This is a genomic window from Nonlabens agnitus, from assembly GCF_002994045.1.
Lineage (GTDB): Bacteria > Bacteroidota > Bacteroidia > Flavobacteriales > Flavobacteriaceae > Nonlabens > Nonlabens agnitus.
On record NZ_MQUC01000003.1, the window covers coordinates 1,812,417 to 1,833,328 of the forward strand.

Genomic DNA, 20,912 nt, shown 5'->3' on the forward strand with positions numbered 1-20,912 from the left:
CTTATTTAGGGTTTTGAAACAAATACACCTCAGTGGCACCTTTTCCATATTTCTGGAAATCGGCATCATAATGTTTTAGGTAATCGTAACGTTCAAACAAAAAGTCCAATTCTTGCTTGAGTACTCCAGCGCCTACGCCATGGATAAAAACCAGCTTTGGAATGTTGTTGCGGTGCGCCCATTCTATCTTGTCTCTGGCAGTATCAATTTGCAGGTTGAGCATGTCATAATTATCCATATACCGCTCATTATCGGTCAACTGGTGGATATGTAAATCCACTTCTACCGCTGGGATAAATGCTGCTTTTTTACGGGACTGTATGCGTCTTTTGGGTTTTTTGGGAGCTGGTTCCTTTTTCACTTCAACGTGTTTTACCTGTAACCGCCTATCAAGAATCAACTCATCTTCATGAAAGGTGAGATCAATACCATCTGCAGTAGTGATGGTGATTTGTTTCGCTTTCGCGAAAGCGACTACTCCACTCATATCGTCGTCCAGTACCAGCACTTTATCTCCTTTAGAAAACTTACTACTCATCTAAATGGTCGTTTTTATGTTTTGCCCAATGCTTGCTCGCACGGTACGCTCCTATCATCAGAATGAATAATCCGACGATCTGCACATACACGCTCACGCCCGTAACTGTAAGGGAATAAGCCAGTAACGCCGCACCTACCACGACTAAAATACCGTTAAAAAGCTGTTTTTTGTTATCGTTCATCGAATAATTATGTATTTTGCCGACAGAATCTAGGACAAGATTAATTAGATTTGAAATTAACAATATTACTCTTTTAAAGAGTATATTTTTGTCTTAGTAAAAGTTACCTCTATGAAAAACTTTACATTCCTTATCGCAATTCTTTTTGTTGTGAGTGCTTCTATGGCTCAAGTCAATGTTGTTAATGATGCCTTTATTTATTCAAAGGGTACCAATATTTATGTTAAGCAAGAAATCAATCTGGTTACACCGGCATCTTTAAATACTACTAGCACTACGGATGAGTCTGTAGGCGGTTCTGCCATCTATTTGAGAGATGAGGCGCAGCTCATTCAAGATGATGATGTTGCGAATTCTGGAGACGGTTTTATATCTGTATTTCAAGAAGGAGCGGCAGGAAATTTTACCTACAATTACTGGTCGTCTCCTGTTTACGATCCATCAACCGAATTATTACCTATAAAGGGATTTAGAAGAACGCAAATTTATTTCCCGCGGTTAACTTCAGGATATGCCACCATTAGTGATACTGACACAGATTTAGTTATTGATGCTCAAAAAGCTAGATTTCTTGCAGTAGGACAAAGGGACGGTGCTACCGATGATCAAGATTCATCAACGTCTACAGTCATTCAGCCTTTGAGAATAGCCTCAAGATGGTTATATAGCTATAATAGTTTTTTTCTAAATGAAGGTGGTGGCGGTTACGAAGGGTGGACTGACATGCATCAAGATGACGATACCGTAAGACCTGGATATGGATTTACTATGAAAGGTATCTCTGGTAACGGCCCTAATATTGTAACCAGTGGTGTGCAACCTGGACAACGTTATGATTTTAGAGGTATTCCTAATAATGGTACCATAAGTGTTGGAGTTGCAACGGGTGATTTTTCATTAGTGGGAAACCCGTACCCTTCAGCTCTTGATTTAAAACAATTTATGATTGATAATCAAGGTATCATTGACGGTCAACTATACTTTTGGGATTCTAGAGCTACGTCACACCTTTTAATAGAATATGAGGGTGGTTATGGCACCTATTCGCCACAAATAATGGATAGCAGCGATGGCTATTATACTCCTGCTGTCTTTCTTAAATATGACAGTAATGGTATTCCTAATGCTAATGCACCTACTGGTGGCGGTCTAGCAGGACCAGTAGGTGACCCATCGACAACATCACGACGTTATGCTGCAATAGGCCAAGGCTTTGTTATCCAGAGAAGTCCTTTGGATAATCCAGACACTAGTGAGATTGAATCATTTGCCGCAGGAACTACTGGTGTTGTGGAATTTAGAAACAGTCAGCGAGTATTTGAGAAAGAAGATGGTTCAGATAGTTTTTTCAAAGCCGCACCCAGTGCTGGAAATGATCAACGTCGAGATGCAAATGCAGCTAACATCAAACCCGCATTTAGTTTTGAAGTATTAATTAATGAACAATACAGTAGAAATATGATCGTGGGTTTTATGGATATAGCAACAAAAAACTGGGATTGGGGTATGGAAGCTAGTAACATTGCTAATCGGGTAGCTAACGATGCTTATATGCCCATTGGTAACAGTCAAGCCATTATCCAAGTTCTTCCATTTGAGGGTGGTTCAGCGAGCATACCAATTAGTTTCAAATCTGTTGTTGAAAATTCCACTTTTAAAATTAAAGTTAATGGTAGTGAGAACTTCTCTCCAGAGAAAATTTTACTACTCGACAAACAAACCGACACCTATCATGATATTTTGAATGATTCTTATATCATTACAACTGGTAAAGGAACTGTAGCAGACCGCTACGAAATCGTTTTTGAAGAAAAATCAACATTGAGTAATGGTGATGAATTACTTGCTGTAGATGCGTTCAACATCTTTCAAAACAATGAGCTTAGTTTGTTGACCATTCAAAACCCAGCTGGCAAAAATGTTTCTGACATCAGTGTGTTTGATTTAGCTGGTAGATTAGTGGCAAGCCAAAATCCAAAAGAAGCAAATCAAGAATTCACCTTTAATACGTCATCGTATTCCGCTGGGATTTACATTGTCAAGGTCTCTACGCCTGATGATGAAGAGTTAGCCAAAAAAGTGATTATTTCTAATTAGAAATTATGAGTATAGTTGTGGACGACAGCTGGATGCTGCCTTGTTTCACTAAGCAAATGATAGGAATGGACTGTCCTGGATGTGGTATCCAGCGGTCCATTTCTCTGTTATTACAGGGAAAGGTGATCGATTCCTTTTTTATGTATCCCGCATTATTGCCTGCAATATTTCTATTAGGTTTCTTAATTTTTGATATGTTTGTCAATATAAAGTATGGAGAGAAAATCAAATTATGGGGAACCATAATCGTCACAGGAACCATATTGACCAGTTACATCATTAAATTATCATTCATCTAAACAACCAACTATTATGCAAAAATTAAATACCACTGTAGTTTACATTCTTTCCATTGTAGGGTTTCTATGCTGCTGTATATACGGGATTGGAACCGTAGCCGCTATTATAGCATTAGTGATAGCCTCTAAGGAGTTGAAGAAATACAACGAAAATCCAGATTTGTATTCCAATGGAAAAGCAATGAAAACGGCTAAAACGGTAGCGATCATTTCGCTTATCATATCCTTAATAGGGTTAGCACTTATAGTAGCCTTCTACTTTAACCAATGTGCATTCTACCAATGGTATATTGATGCGTTTGCTGACAATCCTAATGTAACGGAAGAGCAGTTGGCACCTCTTTACCAAGCCATGGAAGAAGCAGGCTGTATGTAATTGAGAACCGCACTATAATCAAAAAAGGGGAAAACTAACGTTTTCCCCTTTTTTATTTTTTTAGATCTCTACTCCATTTAGGCTTTAGAACTATTCAAAATCCTTTAGCGTTTTGATAATGATATCTATACACTCATCCAGTTGCTCTTTAGTCATGACCAATGGTGGCGCAAATCGTATGATATTCCCATGAGTAGGTTTAGCGAGTAAACCATTGTCTCGCAATTTCAAACAAATATTCCATGCTGTATCACTGTCTTCAGAATCATTGATCACGATCGCATTTAATAGACCACGACCTCTTACTAAAGTGACAGTATCTGTGGTCTCAATGTACTCATTGATTTTTTTACGGAAGTAATTTCCTAACTCGCGGGCATTTTGAGCGAGCGATTCTTCCTTGACTACATCAAGAGCAGCAATGGCTACTACAGCTGCTACTGGATTACCTCCAAAAGTACTTCCATGCTGTCCTGGATGGATCACGTTCATGATATCATCATCGGCAAGAACGGCACTTACGGGAAACGCTCCACCAGATAATGCTTTTCCTAAAATCAAGATATCCGGTCTAGCATAGGTTTCTTGTCGTTCACACGATCCTTCACAAGTACATTTTCCACAAACAGCAAGCAATGCGCCTGTTCTTGCGATACCAGTTTGGATTTCATCTGCGATAAAGAGCGCATTATATTTTTCACACAATTCCTTACTGCGACGCATAAAATCATCTGCTGGTGTATAAACTCCAGCTTCACCTTGAATAGGCTCAACTAAAAATCCAGCGACATTATCTTGTTGTAAGGCTTTTTCCAGAGCCTCAGTATCATCATAGGGTATCTTGATAAAACCAGGTGTATAGGGTCCAAAGTTTTTACGGGCGTTCTCATCATTCGAGAACGAGATTATAGTGGTGGTACGACCATGGAAGTTGTTGTCACAAACAATAATTTGAGCATCGGTTTCAGCAACGCCCTTTTTTTCATAGGCCCATTTACGAGCAATTTTGATGGCGGTTTCCACAGCCTCTGCACCGGTATTCATGGGCAGTACTTTGTCAAAGTCAAAATAGCTGGTCATGTAACTATTGAACTTACCCAACTTATCATTGTGAAAAGCTCTTGAGGTAAGTGTCAATGTACGTGCCTGCTCTGTCATTGCATCAATAATTGCAGGATGACAGTGACCTTGATTAACGGCGCTATAGGCACTCAGGAAATCATAATAACGCTTTCCTTCTACATCCCAGACATAGACACCATCGCCACGCTCTAACACCACTGGTAATGGATGGTAGTTGTGGGCACCGTGCTTTTCTTCTATTTCTATAAGTTCTTTTGATCTGGATGCTGTAATATTCATTTGTGTATTTTAATTTCTTTGTTGCAAATTACAAAAAAGCCTTGGCGCAATCCGTTTAGGGCGCGTTAATTCATTATTGATTAGAGTGGTTCAAAATATGGCGCCAACCCATTTCTAGTCGTGGCAATTGGCTTAATTTTGGTCCATGTCCAAAAGAAGAAAAAGAGCCCAAAAAACTTTTGAAAAAGTACCTGTTGTTGATGCAGGAGCTAGAGGTAAAAGTGTCGCAAAAACTGCCGACGGTGAAGTCATATTCCTTACTGATGCAGTACCAGGCGATGTCGTTGATATCACGACCTATAAAAAGCGCAAGTCCTTTTATGAAGGAAAGGTGACTCAGTTTCACGAGCGATCCACACGACGCACACAACCTGTTTGCAAACATTACGACACCTGTGGCGGTTGCAAGTGGCAGGAAATGGCCTACGATAGCCAGCTCTTTTTCAAACAAAAGGAAGTTGTTGAGAACCTAACACGCATAGGTCACCTTACCTTGCCAGAGGTTGAACCTATCCTAGGCAGCGAGCAGCAATACTACTATCGCAATAAGATGGAATTCAGCTTTTCTGCAAATCGGTGGTTGACGCTAGAAGAGATTCAGTCTGACGTGCAGTTAGACGATGACGATAAAAAGGCTCTAGGCTTCCACATTCCTGGAATGTGGGACAAGATCCTACACCTGGATGAATGTCACTTGCACCCAGCCATTGGTGAGCAGATACGTTTGAGTGTCCACGCTTTCGCGAAAGCGGAAAACATCTCTTACTACTCACCACGAGAAAAGTCTGGCACTTTACGCACACTCATGTTGCGCATGTCCAGCACTGGCGACGTGATGGTAGTGATTCAGTTTTATCAGGATCATGAGCAACAGCGCATCGCTTTGTTGGAGCATTTGAAAGAATCGTTTCCAGAAATCAAGTCCCTGCAATACATCATTAACGAGAAGGCAAACGACACGATCTATGATCAAGATGTGGTGCTGTACAACGGTGACGATTTTATCATGGAAAAAATGGAGGGCCTGCAGTTTAAAATTAGTGCAAAATCGTTCTATCAGACCAACTCTGCACAGGCCTATGAACTGTATAAGGTTACTCGGGATTTTGCTGGACTGGACGGTTCTCAGATCGTTTATGACCTATACACCGGTACTGGTACCATTGCCCAATTCGTTGCTGGTAAAGCCGCCAAAGTCGTGGGGATTGAGTCCGTACCTCAAGCTATCGAGGATGCGCAAGCAAACGCGCGACTTAATAATGTAGCAAATGCAGAATTTTATGTGGGCGATATGAAGGATGTGTTCACCACAGACTTTATCAATGAGCACGGCACGCCAGATGTCGTCATTACAGATCCGCCGCGAGATGGTATGCACAAAGATGTAGTTGCACAACTTTTGAAACTTGCGGCACCTAGAATTGTCTATGTTAGTTGTAATAGCGCAACACAAGCACGTGATCTAGCGTTACTGGATGATGCATATAAAGTGGTGCGTGTGCGTCCCGTGGACATGTTCCCGCAAACCCATCATGTGGAAAATGTAGTTTTACTTGAATTAAAATAACACCATGAAAAAAGTTATTTTACTGTTGTTAACGACAATCCTACTCTTTGCCTGTAAAGATGAAGTGATTGAAGAGGCCGTTATCGCAAGCAATACGGTTACCATTGCCGGTATGGTAAACCCAGCAGACTCGCTGGATGTTTCTCAGGTGCAGGTTTATGCCTATGATTATTTGAAGAGCGATTACGACGAGTACACGGCAGACCTTAACGAGGATGGCAGCTTCCAATTGGAGATGGAACTGACAGATCCTAGAGAAGTCACCGTTTTTGCTTCTAGACCTTTTAGCTTGATTGCCGTTCCCGGCGATTCCATCAATGTGACTATTGCAAAGGCTGTGGATACTACACAGGTGATCGCACCTAAATTTTCGGGAGATCATGCAGATACTAATAACAATCTGCAACGCTATTTGAAGGATTTTCCAGTTGACGTGCAATCGTATTACAACAATGAAGAAGCACAGGCGACAGATGATTTTATCGCTTTCGCGAAAGCGGAACAAACCACCATCGTAGATTACAACAAGAAATTCATGTCATCTATAGATGATGCATTATTGCAGGATTACATCACCTCGCGTGAGAAGTTTTTCTTTCCCAATTCGAAGATTGATTATGCGATGTACAGAGATTATTATGGACTGGAAGCTCCTGCGGCAGACAGCGAATACTTCAATTTCCTGAACAGCCTTCCTAAGCTTGAAAAAGAAGATTTGATCAATACTTCTATCATACAAAGATTGGTGTACACCCTAAAATACCACTATCAAAGCAGAGCCAGATTGCTCGTGGAAGAAGGCGCAAGCGTAGATTCCAAAGCCATTGAATTAGCAGCGAACTCATCAGACGGGTCATTGCTACATGACCTGGTCATTCATGAGTTTTATCTCAACCAGCTGCAGGATCATAATATTGACATTTATGAATCTACTAGCGACCAGTACTTATCTAAGGTTGCCGATGATGAAATCAGAAACAGCATCACTTCCAGGTATGAAAGTGAAAAAAAGCTATTGGAAAGCCCAGAACTTCCTGAGGAAGCTCAACTTCTGGAATTTAAAAGTGAAGATCCAAAGGATTACTTAGCAGAGATTATTGAGAATGCCAATGGTAAAGTTGTCTACATTGACAACTGGGCAACCTGGTGTGGTCCCTGTAAAGCCGAATTTAAAGAGGCATCACCTAAACTGCACGAAAAATTCAATGATGATGTTGAGTTTGTATATTTCTGTCACAGTAGTGAACAACGTGCATATATACCATCCATTGCGGAGTTTCAGATCAAAGGAAAACACTATTTCCTTGATGAGGATCAGTCAAAGGTTGTGAGACAAATGATAGAATTAGAAGGCTATCCTACCTATACCGTTATTGATAAATCTGGAGAGATCGTTCTATCTGATTATATTCACAGACCCAGCTATCCTGCTACAACAGAGTTGCTGACAAAACTCATTAATGAATAGAAATCAAATCATAGCGATTTTACTGCTTGTTGCCTGTTGCTTCTCATCTTGTGAGAAGGATGACTTGTGCATTCCAGAAGAGTTGGATGTGCCACGACTGGTGATCGTTTTTCTAGATGCTAGAAACCCATTGTTGCGCAAACCAGTGGAAAGGCTCCAAGTTTTTGAAACCGAAGAGAATTTTGCAGTCAGTCTAAATGATACGGGCGCAACTAGTCTCACACAAGTAGACTCGATTTCTATACCCTTACGAAATGATCAAAACGTGACCAATTTTGCATTCACTCGTACGTCCAACGGCGCTGTCAATGCAGACCCTATCAACTTTAGTTATACCGAAGAAGAAGTATACCTCAACCGTGCCTGCGGCTTTACCTCATCTTTTCTGGATCTTAGTTTGGAAAGACCTGATGAAGATCCCGTAAATCCATGGATAAGCAACGTCATCATAAGAAATGCTGACGTCATCTCAAAAAATGACATTCATGTTGAGATACGCCACTAGCCTATTGTTCGTAATGGTGGCTTGCCTTGCAAGTGCACAGCAAACCACACAGGAACCTGTGGCAAATGATACCATCATATATCCTACGACTTATGGACTGCGAGCAGGAATAGATCTAGCCAGTCTCGTACGCACAGCTATTGACGATGAATACACAGGCTTTCAAGTCATGGCAGATTATAGACTTACCAAGGACTGGTATGTCGCCGGCGAACTGGGAACCGAAACTCTTGATCGAGAAACCAATCAAATTGATTTTGAAACCAGCGGTTCCTATATCAAAGCTGGCGCAGATTATAATTTCTATGGCAACTGGCTCGATCTAGACAATATGATTTATGTAGGGTTTAGAGCAGGTGCCTCAAGCTTTTCACAAACCCTGAATAGGTTTGACTTTTATGAAGAGGCAGGCTCTTTTCCAGCGCCTAGTAGATTCCCTAATGAGGAGTTTGATGGACTAACGGCTTTCTGGGCAGAGATTCAAGCTGGAGTAAAAGTTCAAGTATTGAACAACGTCTATCTGTCCTTAAATGTTCAGCTAAAAAGACTTGTTGCGGAAGATCAACCTGATAATTTTGACAATCTTTATATACCTGGTTTTGGACGTACCTATGATACAGGCGAAATAGGCGTTGGTTATTCTTATGGCATTTCCTACCGTATTCCTATTTACAAAAAGTAATTCTGCTTTTTGAAACGTAGTTCCCTTAAGTAATTAATCCTAACTGGACAGCAAAGAAAAAGCCTTTTCAACATTGAAAAGGCTTTTTCTTTGTATGTATTGGTACTCTATTCTTCTTCCTCAGAGTTTGACAAGCTGTCCAACAAATCATTTTGCTGTAGAATGTTATACCACTGCACTACTTTTTTGATGTCGCTGGCATAAACACGATCTTCATCGTATTCTGGTAGTACTTCATTAAAATAGTTGCTCAACTCATCTTTCGAGGCTTTGTGGCTAATGGCGGCTCCTTTGTCTTCTTTTTTGGCGATCTTGTTAAAGACTTCTTTCAAAGGAACCTCTGCCTCATAGGTATAAATGGAGATATCTTTTAAAACACTCACGTTGTGACTCATCCCTACAATGGATGTTTTGTTGTCCATAAGAGATTCCACGACAAAGCCACTGCGGGCTTTAGTCTTCAATTTGTATAATCCTGGTTTCCCTGTAATGGACAAAATGCTGTCTAGACTCATGTTATTTTTCTTTTAAAGCGGTCGCAAATATATAAAACCGTAATTATCTGCGGCCTTTTGCATCAGGAAAACGCATTCGGTAATCTACACTTGTCTTCCCTTTAGATATGTTATTTAATTTATTCTTGATCAAACGCTTTTTGAGGCTTGAAATTTTATCGGTAAATAAAATCCCTTCAATGTGGTCGTACTCATGCTGTATGACTCTGGCGATCAAACCATCGTATGTCTCTGTATGAGTTTTGAAGTTTTCGTCCTGGTATTGAATGGTAACCTTTTCAGGTCTAAAAACATCCTCGCGCACGTTAGGTATGCTTAGACAACCTTCATTAAAAGACCATTCATCACCGGTTTCTTCTATGATTTGAGCATTGATAAATGCCTTTTTAAAGCCCGCAAGCTCTTTTTGCTCCTGCTCGCTCAAATCTGGATCATCGCTAAATGGCTCTGTATCGATCATGAACATGCGTATGGGCAATCCTACCTGTGGCGCGGCAAGGCCTACACCAGCAGCGTTATACATGGTTTCCCACATATTCTCGATTACTTCTTCCAGCTTAGGGTAATCTGGCGTTATTTCTTGCGCTTCCTTGCGCAACACTGGATCACCGTAAGCAACTATTGGTAAAATCATTTTTGTACTGTTTCAGTTCTTATCTTATTCTATCCATATAGGATTGAAGGATGATGGTCGCAGCAATCTCGTCTACAAGAGCTTTGTTGCGACGTTGTTTTTTATTCAAACCACTATCGATCATGGTCTGGAAAGCCATCTTTGAGGTAAAACGTTCATCCATGCGTTCTATCTTGATGTTAGGGTATTTGACTTGTAACGCTTTCGCGAAAGCGTTAATCACGCCACCCAACTCACTATCGGTATAATCCATTTGCTTGGGCTCACCTATGACGATCGTCTCCACATCTTCACTCACGATATACTCTTCCAACCACTTATTAAGATCATAGGTCGCTACGGTACACAAACCCGACGCGATGATCTTCATGGGGTCTGTCACGGCAATGCCGGTGCGTTTTTTCCCATAATCTATCGCCAATATGCGTCCCATAATTTGCAAAAATAGGCATAATAGCCCAGTTCGTAAATGAAGATACCATATTCAACTTTTGCGTTTATCTTTGAATTTTTAAAGCATAATTTTTTGGAACAGATAAAGAACATCATCGAGAACGCGTGGGAAGACCGCAGCCTATTAGAAAATAAAGTAACACAAGATGCGATACGCAACGTGGTAGATCTACTAGATAGTGGTGAACTGCGCGTCGCACAACCTACAGACAATGGCTGGCAGGTAAATGAATGGGTAAAGAAAGCGGTCGTGCTTTATTTCCCAATCCAGAAAATGGAAACCATAGAATGTGGTCCTCTTGAATTTCACGATAAAATTCCGCTTAAAACGGGTTATAAAGATAAAGGCATAAGAGTAGTACCTCATGCAGTGGCACGTCATGGAGCCTACATTTCTAAAGGTGTGATCTTGATGCCCAGTTATGTAAACATAGGTGCGCACATTGAGGAAGGAACCATGGTGGACACCTGGGCGACCGTAGGTAGCTGCGCCCAGATAGGTGCCAATGTGCATTTGAGTGGTGGCGTTGGTATAGGCGGTGTCCTTGAGCCACTACAAGCCGCTCCAGTGATCATTGAGGATAATGCTTTTATAGGATCGCGATGTATCGTGGTAGAAGGTGTACGCGTGGAGAAAGAAGCGGTATTAGGTGCTAATGTAGTACTAACCGCTAGTACAAAAATCATTGACGTGACTGGTGATGAACCTAAAGAGATGAAAGGCGTTGTTCCTGCAAGATCTGTAGTGATCCCTGGTAGTTATGCTAAAGAATTCCCAGCAGGAACTTTTAATGTGCCTTGCGCCCTAATCATAGGAACCAGAAAGGAAAGCACCAACAAAAAGACGTCGCTCAACGATGCCTTGCGCGAGTATGATGTCGCGGTGTAACAGTTTAAGACTATATTACAAACCGTACACTGATCTAAATTTATAATGTCAAATCCGATACGTCATTTTGCGATGCGCACTTTGAGAAAAATGCGCTGGTTACCGCCTAAGTTTTATGTGAAATGTCATTATGAATATTTCTCAGGAAAGAAAATGGATCTTGACAATCCCTTAGAATTCAACGAAAAATTAGAATGGTATAAAGTTTTTTATCATCCCAAAATTTTAAACCAACTAGCAGATAAATATGCTGTTAGAGCCTATGTAGAGCGAAAAATAGGCTCACAATACCTCAACGAATTATATGGAGTTTACAAAAAAGGTGAGGAAATACCCTTTGATGAACTACCAGATCGATTTGTAATTAAAGCCACTCATGCGAGTGGTTTCAATATCATTGTAAAGGATAAGTCAAATCTGGATAGAAAAAAAACCATAAAGAAACTCGATAAATGGTTAGGCATAAATCAATATTACCGCAAAGGTCAAGAATGGGCCTATAAAGATATTGAACCCAGAATTGTTGTAGAAAAATTTCTAGAAGAAGAAGGAAGATCCTTTTTAGTCGATTATAAATTTTATTGTTTTAATGGAGAAATCAAGTTCTTCACAGCTCACTTAGATAGATTTACCGGTCATAACCATACCACTTATGATGTAGATTTTAATCTGCTACCATTCGGTCATGAAACACTTCATGATAGTGAAGCTGAGGCGATCGAAAAGCCTAGCAATCTTGAAGAGATGATCACGCTAGCGACTAAATTATCTGAAAACCTACCTTTTGTAAGAGTGGACTTTTATTCTATTGATGGTAAAACAATTTTTGGCGAACTTACACTCTATCCAGCTGATGCTCGGCTTAAATGGCTTCCAGAAGAATACAATAAGATTATAGGAGATTATTTTGTCTTACCAGAACTCAATGAAGAAAAAGAGCCCATCACTAGTTTTCCTTAGTGAGATTTGATATCACCTCAATATTAAATTAATTCATCCATATCCATGACTCAAACAGAATTTACGATAGATGCAGTCATTTTGTGGGTTGATGGAAATGATAAGGAACACCGCAAAAAAATGCTTCCTTATCTCGAGGTAAGTTCTAAAATCAATGATGAAGGATTTAGAACCAGATTTGATCAAGTAAATGAAATTGAGTTTACGGTAAATTCGATCCTTAAGTTCGCTCCGTTCATAAGAAATATCTTCATCATCACAGATAATCAAACGCCTAGGTTTCTTAAAGAAAAAGGCTCTGACCATTCATTTGAGAAGGTTGTAATAGTGGATCACAAAGAGGTGTTTGACGGATTTGAAGAATACTTGCCTACATTTAACAACAGGTCCATCGAGAGCTGTATACATAGAATACCCAACCTCGCTGAGCATTTTATTTATATGAATGATGACTTTTTCCTCATCAACAAAACCGTGCCAGAGGATTTCTTTAGAAATGGTCTTCCGGTTCTGAGAGGTAAATGGTTGAATCTAGACGAGAATATTTTTTATAAAAAATTCAGCAAGCAACGTTATGGTCATAAATATGCCCAACAGGCCTCTGCAAAACTCGCGGGACATTCACGATATTATAATTTCAGACATACACCTCACCCGTTGAAGAAATCGACTCTTGCGGAATATTTCTCTAAACATCAGGATGTTTTTTTAAACAACATTCAACACAGGTTCAGAAATAGAACTCAGATTTTGCCGCAAGGTTTGTCCAACCATCTTGAGATAAAAAATAAAACTTGTTATCTAGAAAATAACTTAAAACTCATCTACTTTAGATCCTACAAGAAGCCTTTGCTTTGGTACAAGTATAAACTACAATACAGATCTAGCGACAAATTATTTATGGGTCTTCAAAGTCTGGATCGTTGTCCACCAAAAACTCTTAATTTCTTTTTTGATTGGTTGACAAACCGAATTTTATCGTGATTGAATTGCTTTAACTTAAAAGGTTGGATCTGAAATATTCAAATGATATTCCTAATCCTCGTGCTTTACTGGTGAACTTTTGATAATGCCATATTCTGTAAAAGCAGACTTTGAAGTTTTAGTATTCTTTCGGATAGCCTTATTCTTCTCAATAGATTCTTGGTTTTTATAACCACGACTATGATCCAGATGCAAACAAATGGCACTATATCTTATTTGGATAGACTTGATACCATAATTAAAAAGACGCTCACCCAGTTCTCTATCCTGTCCTCCATACTGCATTCGTTCGTCAAACCCATTAACTGCCAAAAGGTCCTTTTTCCACCCGCTAGAATTATGACCATTCCAGCTAGCATTGGTAGGTGTCAATCTTTCCATGATATTCGCTTGCACAAAACCTGAGTTGAGCTTCTGGGTTTTATAACTTTCTGGCAAACCATTTCTCTTAAGCCACTGTAGATTGAAACATTTTTGGGTTAGGATATCGTCTTTGGTGATTTTTTGGGAAAGATCCAATGGTAGTTTATAATAACCACCAGAAAGAAAATATCCTTCCTTACGCCTTTCATAATGTACCTGAAGGAAGTCCTCTCGGGCGAGACAGTCTCCATCGCTCATCACAACATAGTCTGTAGAACAAGCTAAAAGTGCCTTATTGAGAATGGCACTTTTTTGAAATCCATTATCCTCATGCCAAACATGAATTATTTTTCTATTGGATTCTGGTTGGTATTGTTTTATAAAATTGGCTGTTTCCTCATCAGAACCATCATCTGCAATGATGATCTCAAAATCTCTGAAAGTTTGTTGCTCATAACTCCACAGCGTTTTTTTAAGCCACTCTAGCGAGTTGTAAGTACTTATAATTACTGAGATGATGGGTTCGTGGACCATAGATGAACAAATTTCGGAAAAATAAGTAATACAAAGTAGGAGAAGTCGGTAACAAGTTTATTTTTGTTTAAAAAGAGAATTGCTTTTATGCAGAAGTACAAGATATCGGCTATAGTTCCCTGCTATAATGAGTCACATAATATAGTAGAGGTTTTAAAATCGGTTGAATTTTGCGATGAGGTGATTCTAGTTGACAGTAACAGCACAGATAACACTGTGGCGCTTGCCCAGCCATACATCGATAAGCTGCTTGTTAGGGAATACGAGCATAGTGCAAGTCAGAAGAATTGGGCCATTCCACAAGCAAGGAATGAATGGATTTTGTTGGTAGATGCGGATGAGCGAGTAACTCCAGCACTCAAGGAAGAGATCCTAAACTTATTTGAAAAAATTGACGAGCAACCTCATGTAGGATACTGGATAGGTAGGCTTAATTTTTTCATGGGTAAACAAGTGCGTTACAGTGGTTGGAAAAATGATAAAGTCATACGCTTTTTTAGAAAGTCAAAATGTCGCTATGCAGACAAACATGTCCATTCTGAAATCATTGCCAATGGTAGCGTAGGATATCTCAAAAACAAACTGACTCATTATAAGTATATTGGGATCGATGCGCACATGAGAAAGCTACAGCGATATGCCTCTCATCAAGCCTTAGATTATGATCAAAAGACAGGAAAAATCACCTTCTTCCATATCATCGTCAAACCTATATGGTCGTTCACAAAGCACTATTTCATACAACGCGGATTTCTTGACGGCTTTGTAGGATTGACCATAGCCTATTTGAGAGGTTACATGGTGTTTATGCGCTACGTCAAGTTATGGCTGCTACGCAGAGGTATTGATTAATTTTCTGAGATCAGGAAATTCATTTAGTATATTTTCCATTTGCTCTCTATTAAAATCCTTATCTACATTGACTTTCTTAAGTGAGATTTTTTGGGTTCCTGCAATAGGAATAGGTTCTGGAAGATTATATCCAGAAATCACGCTGTTATTCCCATTCAACAAAGCCATCACTTTAAACCATGGATCATCATTTTTGGGAGTAATTCTCATAAAAGTATCAACATCAGTGACTTGTTCGTTTAAAACACCTGCAGGATAAGCTACCGTGAAAGCGCCTATAGGCATGAACCAGTTTTTGTCTGCCGTATCTTTGTTTGCATATTTCCATTGAGCATAGGGCAACACTCTACCTTTATCATCAAACGAAATATTACGGCCTCTATGAGAAGTCACCTTCTTGGGGTTTTTGATGGCTGCTTTATAAAGGCTTGACAAAGTTGATGGATGATAAATAATGTCATCGTCAACGGTGATGATCATGTCATCAGGAAACTCAACCACGCTATGAATGAGTTTTCGATGTGAAAAAGTGTAATCTGAGTACCTTATCTCCAACAAGCCTTGAGTCAAATCTGTAAGTGATGTGGGTAACGTACCCTCTAGATCTTTATGAAGCCATAAAACGATTTTCTTTGGCTTACAATCTTGTAGCATGATACTCTTCAATGTAATGTGAATAGTACCTAGTCTAGATGGTATTGAAGTTAGGGAAACAATCGCATCTATTTCTGGAACGTCTCTGTCAATGAGTTGAGAAATATTTATCCTACTTAGACGGTAACTATGATATAAAGAAGATGGCCACTCTTTGAGTTTCATGTTAGATGAATTTTTTGAATTTCTTTTTTAAACGCTTTTTGTTTTGGAAATACTGCCTGAACTTTTCTGCATGATGCCACATGGTTTGAATGGTCTGATCTTCATCGAGTCCTGCTAGTTCTGCATATTTATCACCCATGATTTCATACATCCACTTTTGAGGTGACAGCCTTTCAAAATTTTTAAGTCGGTCTTCAACCGGTATGTCATAAAACTTCATCCTATTCAAATCAACTAGGTAAAACTTATAACCACTTTCATTTATTGAAATTAAGGTATTGCCAGGTGAGTTATCCAAAAAGTAGATCTGTGCCTCATGCATACGATAAACAAACTGCGTAAAAGACTCTAGAATCTCAATTTTATTCTCAATAGAATCGTCGTGAATCAATTCTCTAAAGGTAAAGTCATGGGAGGCATACTCACTGACATAGTAACTCTTATAAAAACCTACTGCGCGCCGCTGCTCCAGGTAAGCTACAGGCTCAGGAGTTCCTATTCCATTGTTTTTTAGATAAATAGCATTTAGGTATGAGCGCTCTGCTTTTGATTTTCTAAAAAAACGATAAGCAATTTGATTCACGATGTTAGGAACTTTAAAAGACTTGACGACCAGCCTTCTGTTCTCAAATTCCACGATCTTTATTTCATTGCGATCATCACCCAATTTTCGATTAGATTCGTGAAAAAGCTCCAGGATGTTTTGAAACTGCTTTCGCGAAAGCGTACTACTCACAAATATCTCACTGCGCATGATCCTTTCAGGTTTGATGTGCAAAGTAACAATTTTAGTTCTTTACAAATCAAAAGCAGGTTGAACTAGTTGACCATTTCATAAACAATAGCTCCACAATTTTTACAACATGCCTCTAGAATCCTTAATTTTGCACCAATGAGTAAGAGCGATAGACATAAGAATAGAAGAGACCAGATAAGAGGTCGCGAAAACAAGAAAACAAAGGGACCAGAAATAGAAGTTCCTAAAGCGATTGTTCAAGAAGCTGTTGCTGCGCTCAAAAAGGGCCAGACCATTCTCTACCCTACAGATACCATCTATGGTATAGGTTGCGACGCCACAAATTATGAGGCTGTAGAAAAGATTTATGAAATAAAGGAACGTGATCCATCAAAATCCCTTTTGATCCTGGTGGATAGTTTCCCTATGCTAGATCAATACATTGAAGAAGTTCCAGAAATGGCTTGGGAGGTTCTTAAAGTCAATAAAGATCCATTGACCATTATCTATGATAGGCCTAAAAGCGTTGCAGAAAACCTCATCGCCAGCGACAATTCGCTTGCTATACGTGTGACCAACGATCCTTTGTGCCGCGCGATTATTAGAGGACTGCGTAAACCTATCGTTTCTACCAGCGCAAACATAAGTGGGCAGCCCTCACCGGTTCATTTTGAAGACATTTCAGAAGAATTGAAAGAGCGCATTGATCACATCGTGGATCTACCTTTACCAGCTAAAAACGTCAAACCTAGCGCCATCATGAAAATATCCAACAATGGCGTGATCAAGGTCATTAGAAAGTAAGTTACATGCCTCAGCATAATTTTAAGGAAGCGATAAAGTCCAGCGTGTTTCAAACGCTGAGCCAAGCAGCACAAGACATAGGTGTAGATGCCTATGTCATAGGTGGTTTTGTACGTGACTTTTTACTGGAAAGAGGCAACAAACAAGACATCGACATCGTGGCCGTAGGCAGCGGAATTGAACTGGCACAAAGGACTAAAGAGCTGCTCCCACAAAGCACCAAGATTAGCATTTTCAAGAATTATGGGACTGCCATGATAAAAACCAATGATCTAGAACTGGAATTTGTGGGCGCGAGAAAGGAAAGCTATGATCGCGGCAGCCGCAATCCTGTGGTAGAAGATGGAACTCTTGAAGATGATCAAAACCGTCGTGATTTCACCATCAACGCGATGGCTTTCTCATTACAACCTGATAATTACGGCGACTTATTGGATCCATTTAATGGACTGGACGACTTGAAAAAGAAAGTCATCAAGACGCCACTAGATCCAGATATCACATATAGCGACGATCCTTTACGCATGTTGCGTGCGATACGATTTGCAAGCCAGCTGGAGTTTACCATAGAACCAGGTTCTTTTAAAAGTATTCAAAAAAATGCATACCGCATTGGGATCATCTCTAACGAGCGCATCGTCACAGAACTCAATAAGATCATGATGTGCGATGCTCCGTCACATGGATTCCTATTACTGGAAAAATCAGGTCTACTGGAACTTATATTGCCAGAATTGACCGCTCTTAAAGGTATTGAAGAGGTAGAAGGACAAACGCACAAAGACAACTTTTACCACACGCTGGAAGTGGTGGACAATATTTCCAGAAATACAGATGATTTATGGCTTCGATGGGCGGCCATGCTTCACGATATAGGTAAAGCACCAACTAAAAGATTTAGCAAAAAGGTAGGCTGGACCTTCCATGGTCACGAGTTTAAAGGGTCAAAAATGGTTTATCATCTCTTCAAAAGGTTGCGCATGCCACTTAACGATAAGATGAAGTTTGTACAGCAAATGGTGCGCATGTCTTCACGACCCATTGCGGTTATTGATGAGGCTGCCACAGACAGTGCCGTTAGGAGATTGGTACACGATGCTGGCGATCACATCGAGGATTTGATGACTCTTTGTGAGGCAGATATCACTACTAAAAACCCAAAGCGCTTCAAGAAATACCACAACAATTTCCAGAAGGTACGCGATAAAATCGTCGAGGTTGAAGAACGTGATCACGTACGTAATTTCCAACCGCCAGTCACTGGTGAGGAAATTATGCAAACCTTCAACTTGAAGCCTTGCCGTGAGATAGGAATGATCAAATCTGCGATTAAAGAAGCCATACTGGACGGTGATATTCCTAACGAGCACGATGCAGCGTATCAATTGATGTTGCAAAAAGGTGAGCAATTAGGGTTAAAGCCTCAAACCATTTAATAATTTTTCTTAACTTGGTTAGGATGAAAATCTTGATCACATTATACCTCACTATAGCGTTTATTTTCGCGAGCTGCTACATGAGTAACGCACAATCTGCGCCAGTCAAAACGACTTCTGTTTCATTAGTTCAGACCAGCTATCAGCCGCAATCTCTGCTCAATTCTATGACTAGATTACCACAATCAGGTAGGCTTCAGGTTTCCAATAGAAGTTTTGGTTGGTCACAAAACCTTCAGACTAACAACACACAGCCCATGGTGATGGTAGATCCAGACAATGACAGACTTGCCAAATTGTACGATAACTTGGTCATCAACTTTACGATTCTTGACGAATACGCCTTGAAATACAAACTTCAAAATCCAGCATTGTATGAAGCTGGAAGAAATACGATCTTTTCACAGGTAGAAAATCCCTTTTCCCGCAATCTTCAGTTTTAAAAGTGTTATGGTGTAATTAAATATTTCGCTTTCGCGAAAGCGAACTCCATTCCACTTCATACCTTCTTTAACCAGCTACACTGGCATCTGGCTTTTTGATAATTTTTAGTTCCTTTCAAGAGCCAAATCTTATCTTTACCCATCAAATTTAAGCTATGGAAAAACAAGCCATTATTGACCGGTTTGTAAGTTATATTACGATTGATACAGAGTCAGATCCAGCAAGCGAGACCACGCCCAGCACAGATAAACAGTGGAATCTTGCACGCAAACTGCACCAAGAATTGATCGACATGGGAATGAAGGATGTGAGCATTGACGAGAATGCTTATGTGATGGCGACGCTACCTACTAATGTGGATTTTGAAGTACCCACAATTGGATTTATTTCCCACTTTGATAGCACTCCAGATTTTACGGGAAAAAACATTAAGCCACAGATTATAGAGAAATATGATGGGCGCGACATTCCGTTAAAAGGTAGCGACCTGGTGCTCTCACCAGACTACTTTGACGATCTTAAACAATACAAAGGCCAGACCATCATCACTACCGATGGTACTACCCTACTCGCTGCAGACGATAAAGCAGGAATCACAGAGATCATGACGGCGATGAAGCACCTGATTGACCATCCAGAAATTAAGCATGGAGTAATCAAGGTAGGGTTCACTCCAGATGAAGAAATAGGTCGAGGCGCTCATAAATTTGATGTGGCAAAATTTGGTGCAGATTGGGCCTACACTATGGATGGCAGCCAGATAGGCGAATTGGAATATGAAAACTTCAACGCAGCTGGAGCCGTAGTGACGTTTACAGGTAAAATTGTACATCCTGGCTATGCCAAGGGAAAGATGATCAACTCGATGTACATCGCTTCAGAGTTTATCGACTCTTTGCCTAGACTGGAAACTCCAGAACATACTGAAGGTTACCAAGGTTTTTTCCACCTGCACAATATGAAAGGTGCTGTTGAAAAGACAGAGCTACACTACATCATACGCGATCACGATAAAGACCATTTTGAGGCTCGTAAGAATGTGATGCACAAACTTGCTGCAGACATGAACGCTCAATATGAGCGTGAAGCAGTAACCATCGAGATCAAGGATCAGTATTTCAATATGAGGGAAAAGGTGGAGCCTGTCATGCATATTGTTGATATTGCAGAGCAAGCGATGAAGGATCTAGACATTGAGCCTATCATAAAACCCATACGTGGTGGAACCGATGGTTCCCAGTTGAGTTATATGGGTTTACCTTGTCCTAATATTTTTGCGGGCGGCCATAATTTTCACGGACCCTATGAGTACGTACCCGTAGAAAGCATGATCGCAGCTAGTAAAGTGATTGTCAGAATTGCAAAGTTGGTTGCTAAGAAGAAGAAATAAAAAAATCACAATTTAGAATTT

Annotated in this window: 24 protein-coding genes; 15 read left to right on the forward strand and 9 right to left on the reverse strand. The window is 40.0% G+C overall.

Translation table 11 applies throughout. From position 1 onward, the window contains the following. Position 1: 1 nt before the first annotated feature. Positions 2–538 (reverse strand): Smr/MutS family protein, encoded by a 537-nt coding sequence (locus tag BST86_RS08365; RefSeq protein WP_105982873.1) that lies wholly within the window; start codon positions 536–538, stop codon positions 2–4. After that, positions 531–722: a hypothetical protein gene (locus BST86_RS08370; protein WP_055413411.1), complete on the reverse strand. Its 192-nt coding sequence runs from the start codon at positions 720–722 to the stop codon at positions 531–533. The genes BST86_RS08365 and BST86_RS08370 overlap by 8 nt, the downstream gene beginning before the upstream one ends. Before the next feature lie 111 nt (positions 723–833). On the opposite strand from BST86_RS08370, the gene BST86_RS08375 reads away from it, so the two are divergent. From BST86_RS08375 to BST86_RS08385, 3 genes are read left to right on the forward strand one after another with little or no spacing between them, the layout of a single operon-like run. Beyond that, the gene (locus BST86_RS08375) at positions 834–2,819 is read left to right on the forward strand and encodes a T9SS type A sorting domain-containing protein (RefSeq protein ID WP_105982874.1); all 1,986 of its coding nucleotides are present in this window, start codon (positions 834–836) and stop codon (positions 2,817–2,819) included. A 5-nt stretch (positions 2,820–2,824) separates the two neighbouring features. Next, positions 2,825–3,118: a DUF2752 domain-containing protein gene (locus BST86_RS08380; RefSeq protein ID WP_105982875.1), complete on the forward strand. Its 294-nt coding sequence runs from the start codon at positions 2,825–2,827 to the stop codon at positions 3,116–3,118. A 13-nt stretch (positions 3,119–3,131) separates the two neighbouring features. Then, complete coding sequence (locus BST86_RS08385; protein WP_105982876.1) at positions 3,132–3,494, forward strand: CCC motif membrane protein; 363 nt, start codon at positions 3,132–3,134, stop codon at positions 3,492–3,494. A 90-nt stretch (positions 3,495–3,584) separates the two neighbouring features. Here BST86_RS08385 and rocD read toward each other — a convergent pair whose 3' ends face one another. Then, entirely contained in the window at positions 3,585–4,856 is a 1,272-nt protein-coding gene (rocD, locus tag BST86_RS08390) for an ornithine--oxo-acid transaminase (protein ID WP_105982877.1), read from the reverse strand. A 145-nt stretch (positions 4,857–5,001) separates the two neighbouring features. Here rocD and rlmD point away from each other — a divergent pair, with 145 nt between their 5' ends. Genes rlmD through BST86_RS08410 form a run of 4 tightly spaced genes read left to right on the forward strand, consistent with a single transcriptional unit; the run spans position 5,002 to position 9,078 of the window. After that, positions 5,002–6,423, forward strand: coding sequence for a 23S rRNA (uracil(1939)-C(5))-methyltransferase RlmD (rlmD, locus tag BST86_RS08395; RefSeq protein ID WP_105982878.1), 1,422 nt, complete (start codon positions 5,002–5,004; stop codon positions 6,421–6,423). Positions 6,424–6,427: 4 nt separating this feature from the next. Further along, complete coding sequence (locus tag BST86_RS08400) at positions 6,428–7,891, forward strand: TlpA family protein disulfide reductase (RefSeq protein WP_105982879.1); 1,464 nt, start codon at positions 6,428–6,430, stop codon at positions 7,889–7,891. After that, on the forward strand, positions 7,884–8,396 hold the full coding sequence (locus tag BST86_RS08405) for a DUF6452 family protein (protein WP_105982880.1): 513 nt from the start codon (positions 7,884–7,886) through the stop codon (positions 8,394–8,396). Before BST86_RS08400 ends, BST86_RS08405 begins: the two co-directional genes overlap by 8 nt. Then, entirely contained in the window at positions 8,377–9,078 is a 702-nt protein-coding gene (locus BST86_RS08410) for a DUF6048 family protein (protein ID WP_105982881.1), read from the forward strand. Before BST86_RS08405 ends, BST86_RS08410 begins: the two co-directional genes overlap by 20 nt. 107 nt (positions 9,079–9,185) lie before the next feature. On the opposite strand, the gene BST86_RS08415 is transcribed toward BST86_RS08410, so the two are convergent. The 3 genes from BST86_RS08415 to ruvX are packed head-to-tail and all read right to left on the reverse strand — an operon-like array spanning position 9,186 to position 10,660. Beyond that, positions 9,186–9,593 carry a DUF5606 family protein gene (locus BST86_RS08415; protein WP_055413421.1) on the reverse strand — a complete coding sequence of 136 codons (408 nt, stop codon included), beginning with the start codon at positions 9,591–9,593 and terminating at the stop codon, positions 9,186–9,188. A gap of 43 nt (positions 9,594–9,636) precedes the next feature. After that, positions 9,637–10,227, reverse strand: coding sequence for a peptide deformylase (gene def, locus BST86_RS08420; protein ID WP_105982882.1), 591 nt, complete (start codon positions 10,225–10,227; stop codon positions 9,637–9,639). A 19-nt stretch (positions 10,228–10,246) separates the two neighbouring features. Continuing rightward, positions 10,247–10,660 carry a Holliday junction resolvase RuvX gene (gene ruvX / locus BST86_RS08425; RefSeq protein WP_105982883.1) on the reverse strand — a complete coding sequence of 138 codons (414 nt, stop codon included), beginning with the start codon at positions 10,658–10,660 and terminating at the stop codon, positions 10,247–10,249. Positions 10,661–10,753: 93 nt separating this feature from the next. On the opposite strand from ruvX, the gene BST86_RS08430 reads away from it, so the two are divergent. From BST86_RS08430 to BST86_RS08440, 3 genes are read left to right on the forward strand one after another with little or no spacing between them, the layout of a single operon-like run. After that, the gene (locus BST86_RS08430) at positions 10,754–11,569 is read left to right on the forward strand and encodes a 2,3,4,5-tetrahydropyridine-2,6-dicarboxylate N-succinyltransferase (protein ID WP_055413787.1); all 816 of its coding nucleotides are present in this window, start codon (positions 10,754–10,756) and stop codon (positions 11,567–11,569) included. 45 nt (positions 11,570–11,614) lie between these two features. Next, positions 11,615–12,529, forward strand: a complete 915-nt coding sequence (locus BST86_RS08435; RefSeq protein ID WP_242446495.1) for an ATP-grasp fold amidoligase family protein — start codon at positions 11,615–11,617, stop codon at positions 12,527–12,529. Positions 12,530–12,574: 45 nt separating this feature from the next. Next, positions 12,575–13,513, forward strand: coding sequence for a stealth family protein (locus BST86_RS08440; protein WP_105982885.1), 939 nt, complete (start codon positions 12,575–12,577; stop codon positions 13,511–13,513). A 51-nt stretch (positions 13,514–13,564) separates the two neighbouring features. Here the strand turns inward: BST86_RS08440 and BST86_RS08445 are convergent, their stop codons facing one another. Beyond that, the gene (locus BST86_RS08445; RefSeq protein WP_105982886.1) at positions 13,565–14,410 is read right to left on the reverse strand and encodes a glycosyltransferase family 2 protein; all 846 of its coding nucleotides are present in this window, start codon (positions 14,408–14,410) and stop codon (positions 13,565–13,567) included. An 87-nt stretch (positions 14,411–14,497) separates the two neighbouring features. On the opposite strand from BST86_RS08445, the gene BST86_RS08450 reads away from it, so the two are divergent. After that, a complete protein-coding gene (locus BST86_RS08450; RefSeq protein ID WP_105982887.1) occupies positions 14,498–15,262 on the forward strand; it encodes a glycosyltransferase family 2 protein in 765 nt (254 codons plus the stop codon). Here BST86_RS08450 and BST86_RS08455 read toward each other — a convergent pair. Next, positions 15,242–16,081 (reverse strand): glycosyl transferase, encoded by an 840-nt coding sequence (locus BST86_RS08455; RefSeq protein ID WP_105982888.1) that lies wholly within the window; start codon positions 16,079–16,081, stop codon positions 15,242–15,244. The genes BST86_RS08450 and BST86_RS08455 overlap by 21 nt on opposite strands. Before the next feature lies 1 nt (position 16,082). Then, a complete protein-coding gene (locus BST86_RS08460; RefSeq protein ID WP_242446496.1) occupies positions 16,083–16,859 on the reverse strand; it encodes a lipopolysaccharide kinase InaA family protein in 777 nt (258 codons plus the stop codon). Positions 16,860–16,973: 114 nt separating this feature from the next. Here BST86_RS08460 and BST86_RS08465 point away from each other — a divergent pair, with 114 nt between their 5' ends. The 4 genes from BST86_RS08465 to pepT all read left to right on the forward strand — a co-directional run bounded on the left by BST86_RS08465 (position 16,974) and on the right by pepT (position 20,891). Then, a complete protein-coding gene (locus BST86_RS08465; RefSeq protein WP_105982890.1) occupies positions 16,974–17,621 on the forward strand; it encodes an L-threonylcarbamoyladenylate synthase in 648 nt (215 codons plus the stop codon). Positions 17,622–17,626: 5 nt separating this feature from the next. After that, complete coding sequence (locus tag BST86_RS08470) at positions 17,627–19,057, forward strand: CCA tRNA nucleotidyltransferase (protein ID WP_105982891.1); 1,431 nt, start codon at positions 17,627–17,629, stop codon at positions 19,055–19,057. 23 nt (positions 19,058–19,080) lie between these two features. Continuing rightward, a complete protein-coding gene (locus tag BST86_RS08475; RefSeq protein ID WP_146126736.1) occupies positions 19,081–19,500 on the forward strand; it encodes a hypothetical protein in 420 nt (139 codons plus the stop codon). Between the two features lie 155 nt (positions 19,501–19,655). Next, positions 19,656–20,891 (forward strand): peptidase T, encoded by a 1,236-nt coding sequence (gene pepT / locus BST86_RS08480; protein WP_105982893.1) that lies wholly within the window; start codon positions 19,656–19,658, stop codon positions 20,889–20,891. Positions 20,892–20,912: the final 21 nt, after the last annotated feature.

Excerpts from the sequence above, each read along its gene's own strand:
- BST86_RS08370 (WP_055413411.1), bottom strand. The coding sequence starts at position 722 with ATGAACGATAACAAAAAACAGCTTTTTAACGGTATTTTAGTCGTGGTA.
- def (WP_105982882.1), bottom strand. The coding sequence starts at position 10,227 with ATGATTTTACCAATAGTTGCTTACGGTGATCCAGTGTTGCGCAAGGAA.
- BST86_RS08405 (WP_105982880.1), top strand. The coding sequence starts at position 7,884 with ATGAATAGAAATCAAATCATAGCGATTTTACTGCTTGTTGCCTGTTGC.
- BST86_RS08455 (WP_105982888.1), bottom strand. The coding sequence starts at position 16,081 with ATGAAACTCAAAGAGTGGCCATCTTCTTTATATCATAGTTACCGTCTA.
- BST86_RS08380 (WP_105982875.1), top strand. The coding sequence starts at position 2,825 with ATGAGTATAGTTGTGGACGACAGCTGGATGCTGCCTTGTTTCACTAAG.
- BST86_RS08470 (WP_105982891.1), top strand. The coding sequence starts at position 17,627 with ATGCCTCAGCATAATTTTAAGGAAGCGATAAAGTCCAGCGTGTTTCAA.
- BST86_RS08465 (WP_105982890.1), top strand. The coding sequence starts at position 16,974 with ATGAGTAAGAGCGATAGACATAAGAATAGAAGAGACCAGATAAGAGGT.
- BST86_RS08445 (WP_105982886.1), bottom strand. The coding sequence starts at position 14,410 with ATGGTCCACGAACCCATCATCTCAGTAATTATAAGTACTTACAACTCG.
- rocD (WP_105982877.1), bottom strand. The coding sequence starts at position 4,856 with ATGAATATTACAGCATCCAGATCAAAAGAACTTATAGAAATAGAAGAA.
- BST86_RS08435 (WP_242446495.1), top strand. The coding sequence starts at position 11,615 with ATGTCAAATCCGATACGTCATTTTGCGATGCGCACTTTGAGAAAAATG.
- rlmD (WP_105982878.1), top strand. The coding sequence starts at position 5,002 with ATGTCCAAAAGAAGAAAAAGAGCCCAAAAAACTTTTGAAAAAGTACCT.
- pepT (WP_105982893.1), top strand. The coding sequence starts at position 19,656 with ATGGAAAAACAAGCCATTATTGACCGGTTTGTAAGTTATATTACGATT.
- ruvX (WP_105982883.1), bottom strand. The coding sequence starts at position 10,660 with ATGGGACGCATATTGGCGATAGATTATGGGAAAAAACGCACCGGCATT.
- BST86_RS08410 (WP_105982881.1), top strand. The coding sequence starts at position 8,377 with ATGTTGAGATACGCCACTAGCCTATTGTTCGTAATGGTGGCTTGCCTT.
- BST86_RS08475 (WP_146126736.1), top strand. The coding sequence starts at position 19,081 with ATGAAAATCTTGATCACATTATACCTCACTATAGCGTTTATTTTCGCG.
- BST86_RS08440 (WP_105982885.1), top strand. The coding sequence starts at position 12,575 with ATGACTCAAACAGAATTTACGATAGATGCAGTCATTTTGTGGGTTGAT.
- BST86_RS08450 (WP_105982887.1), top strand. The coding sequence starts at position 14,498 with ATGCAGAAGTACAAGATATCGGCTATAGTTCCCTGCTATAATGAGTCA.
- BST86_RS08365 (WP_105982873.1), bottom strand. The coding sequence starts at position 538 with ATGAGTAGTAAGTTTTCTAAAGGAGATAAAGTGCTGGTACTGGACGAC.
- BST86_RS08415 (WP_055413421.1), bottom strand. The coding sequence starts at position 9,593 with ATGAGTCTAGACAGCATTTTGTCCATTACAGGGAAACCAGGATTATAC.
- BST86_RS08375 (WP_105982874.1), top strand. The coding sequence starts at position 834 with ATGAAAAACTTTACATTCCTTATCGCAATTCTTTTTGTTGTGAGTGCT.
- BST86_RS08385 (WP_105982876.1), top strand. The coding sequence starts at position 3,132 with ATGCAAAAATTAAATACCACTGTAGTTTACATTCTTTCCATTGTAGGG.
- BST86_RS08400 (WP_105982879.1), top strand. The coding sequence starts at position 6,428 with ATGAAAAAAGTTATTTTACTGTTGTTAACGACAATCCTACTCTTTGCC.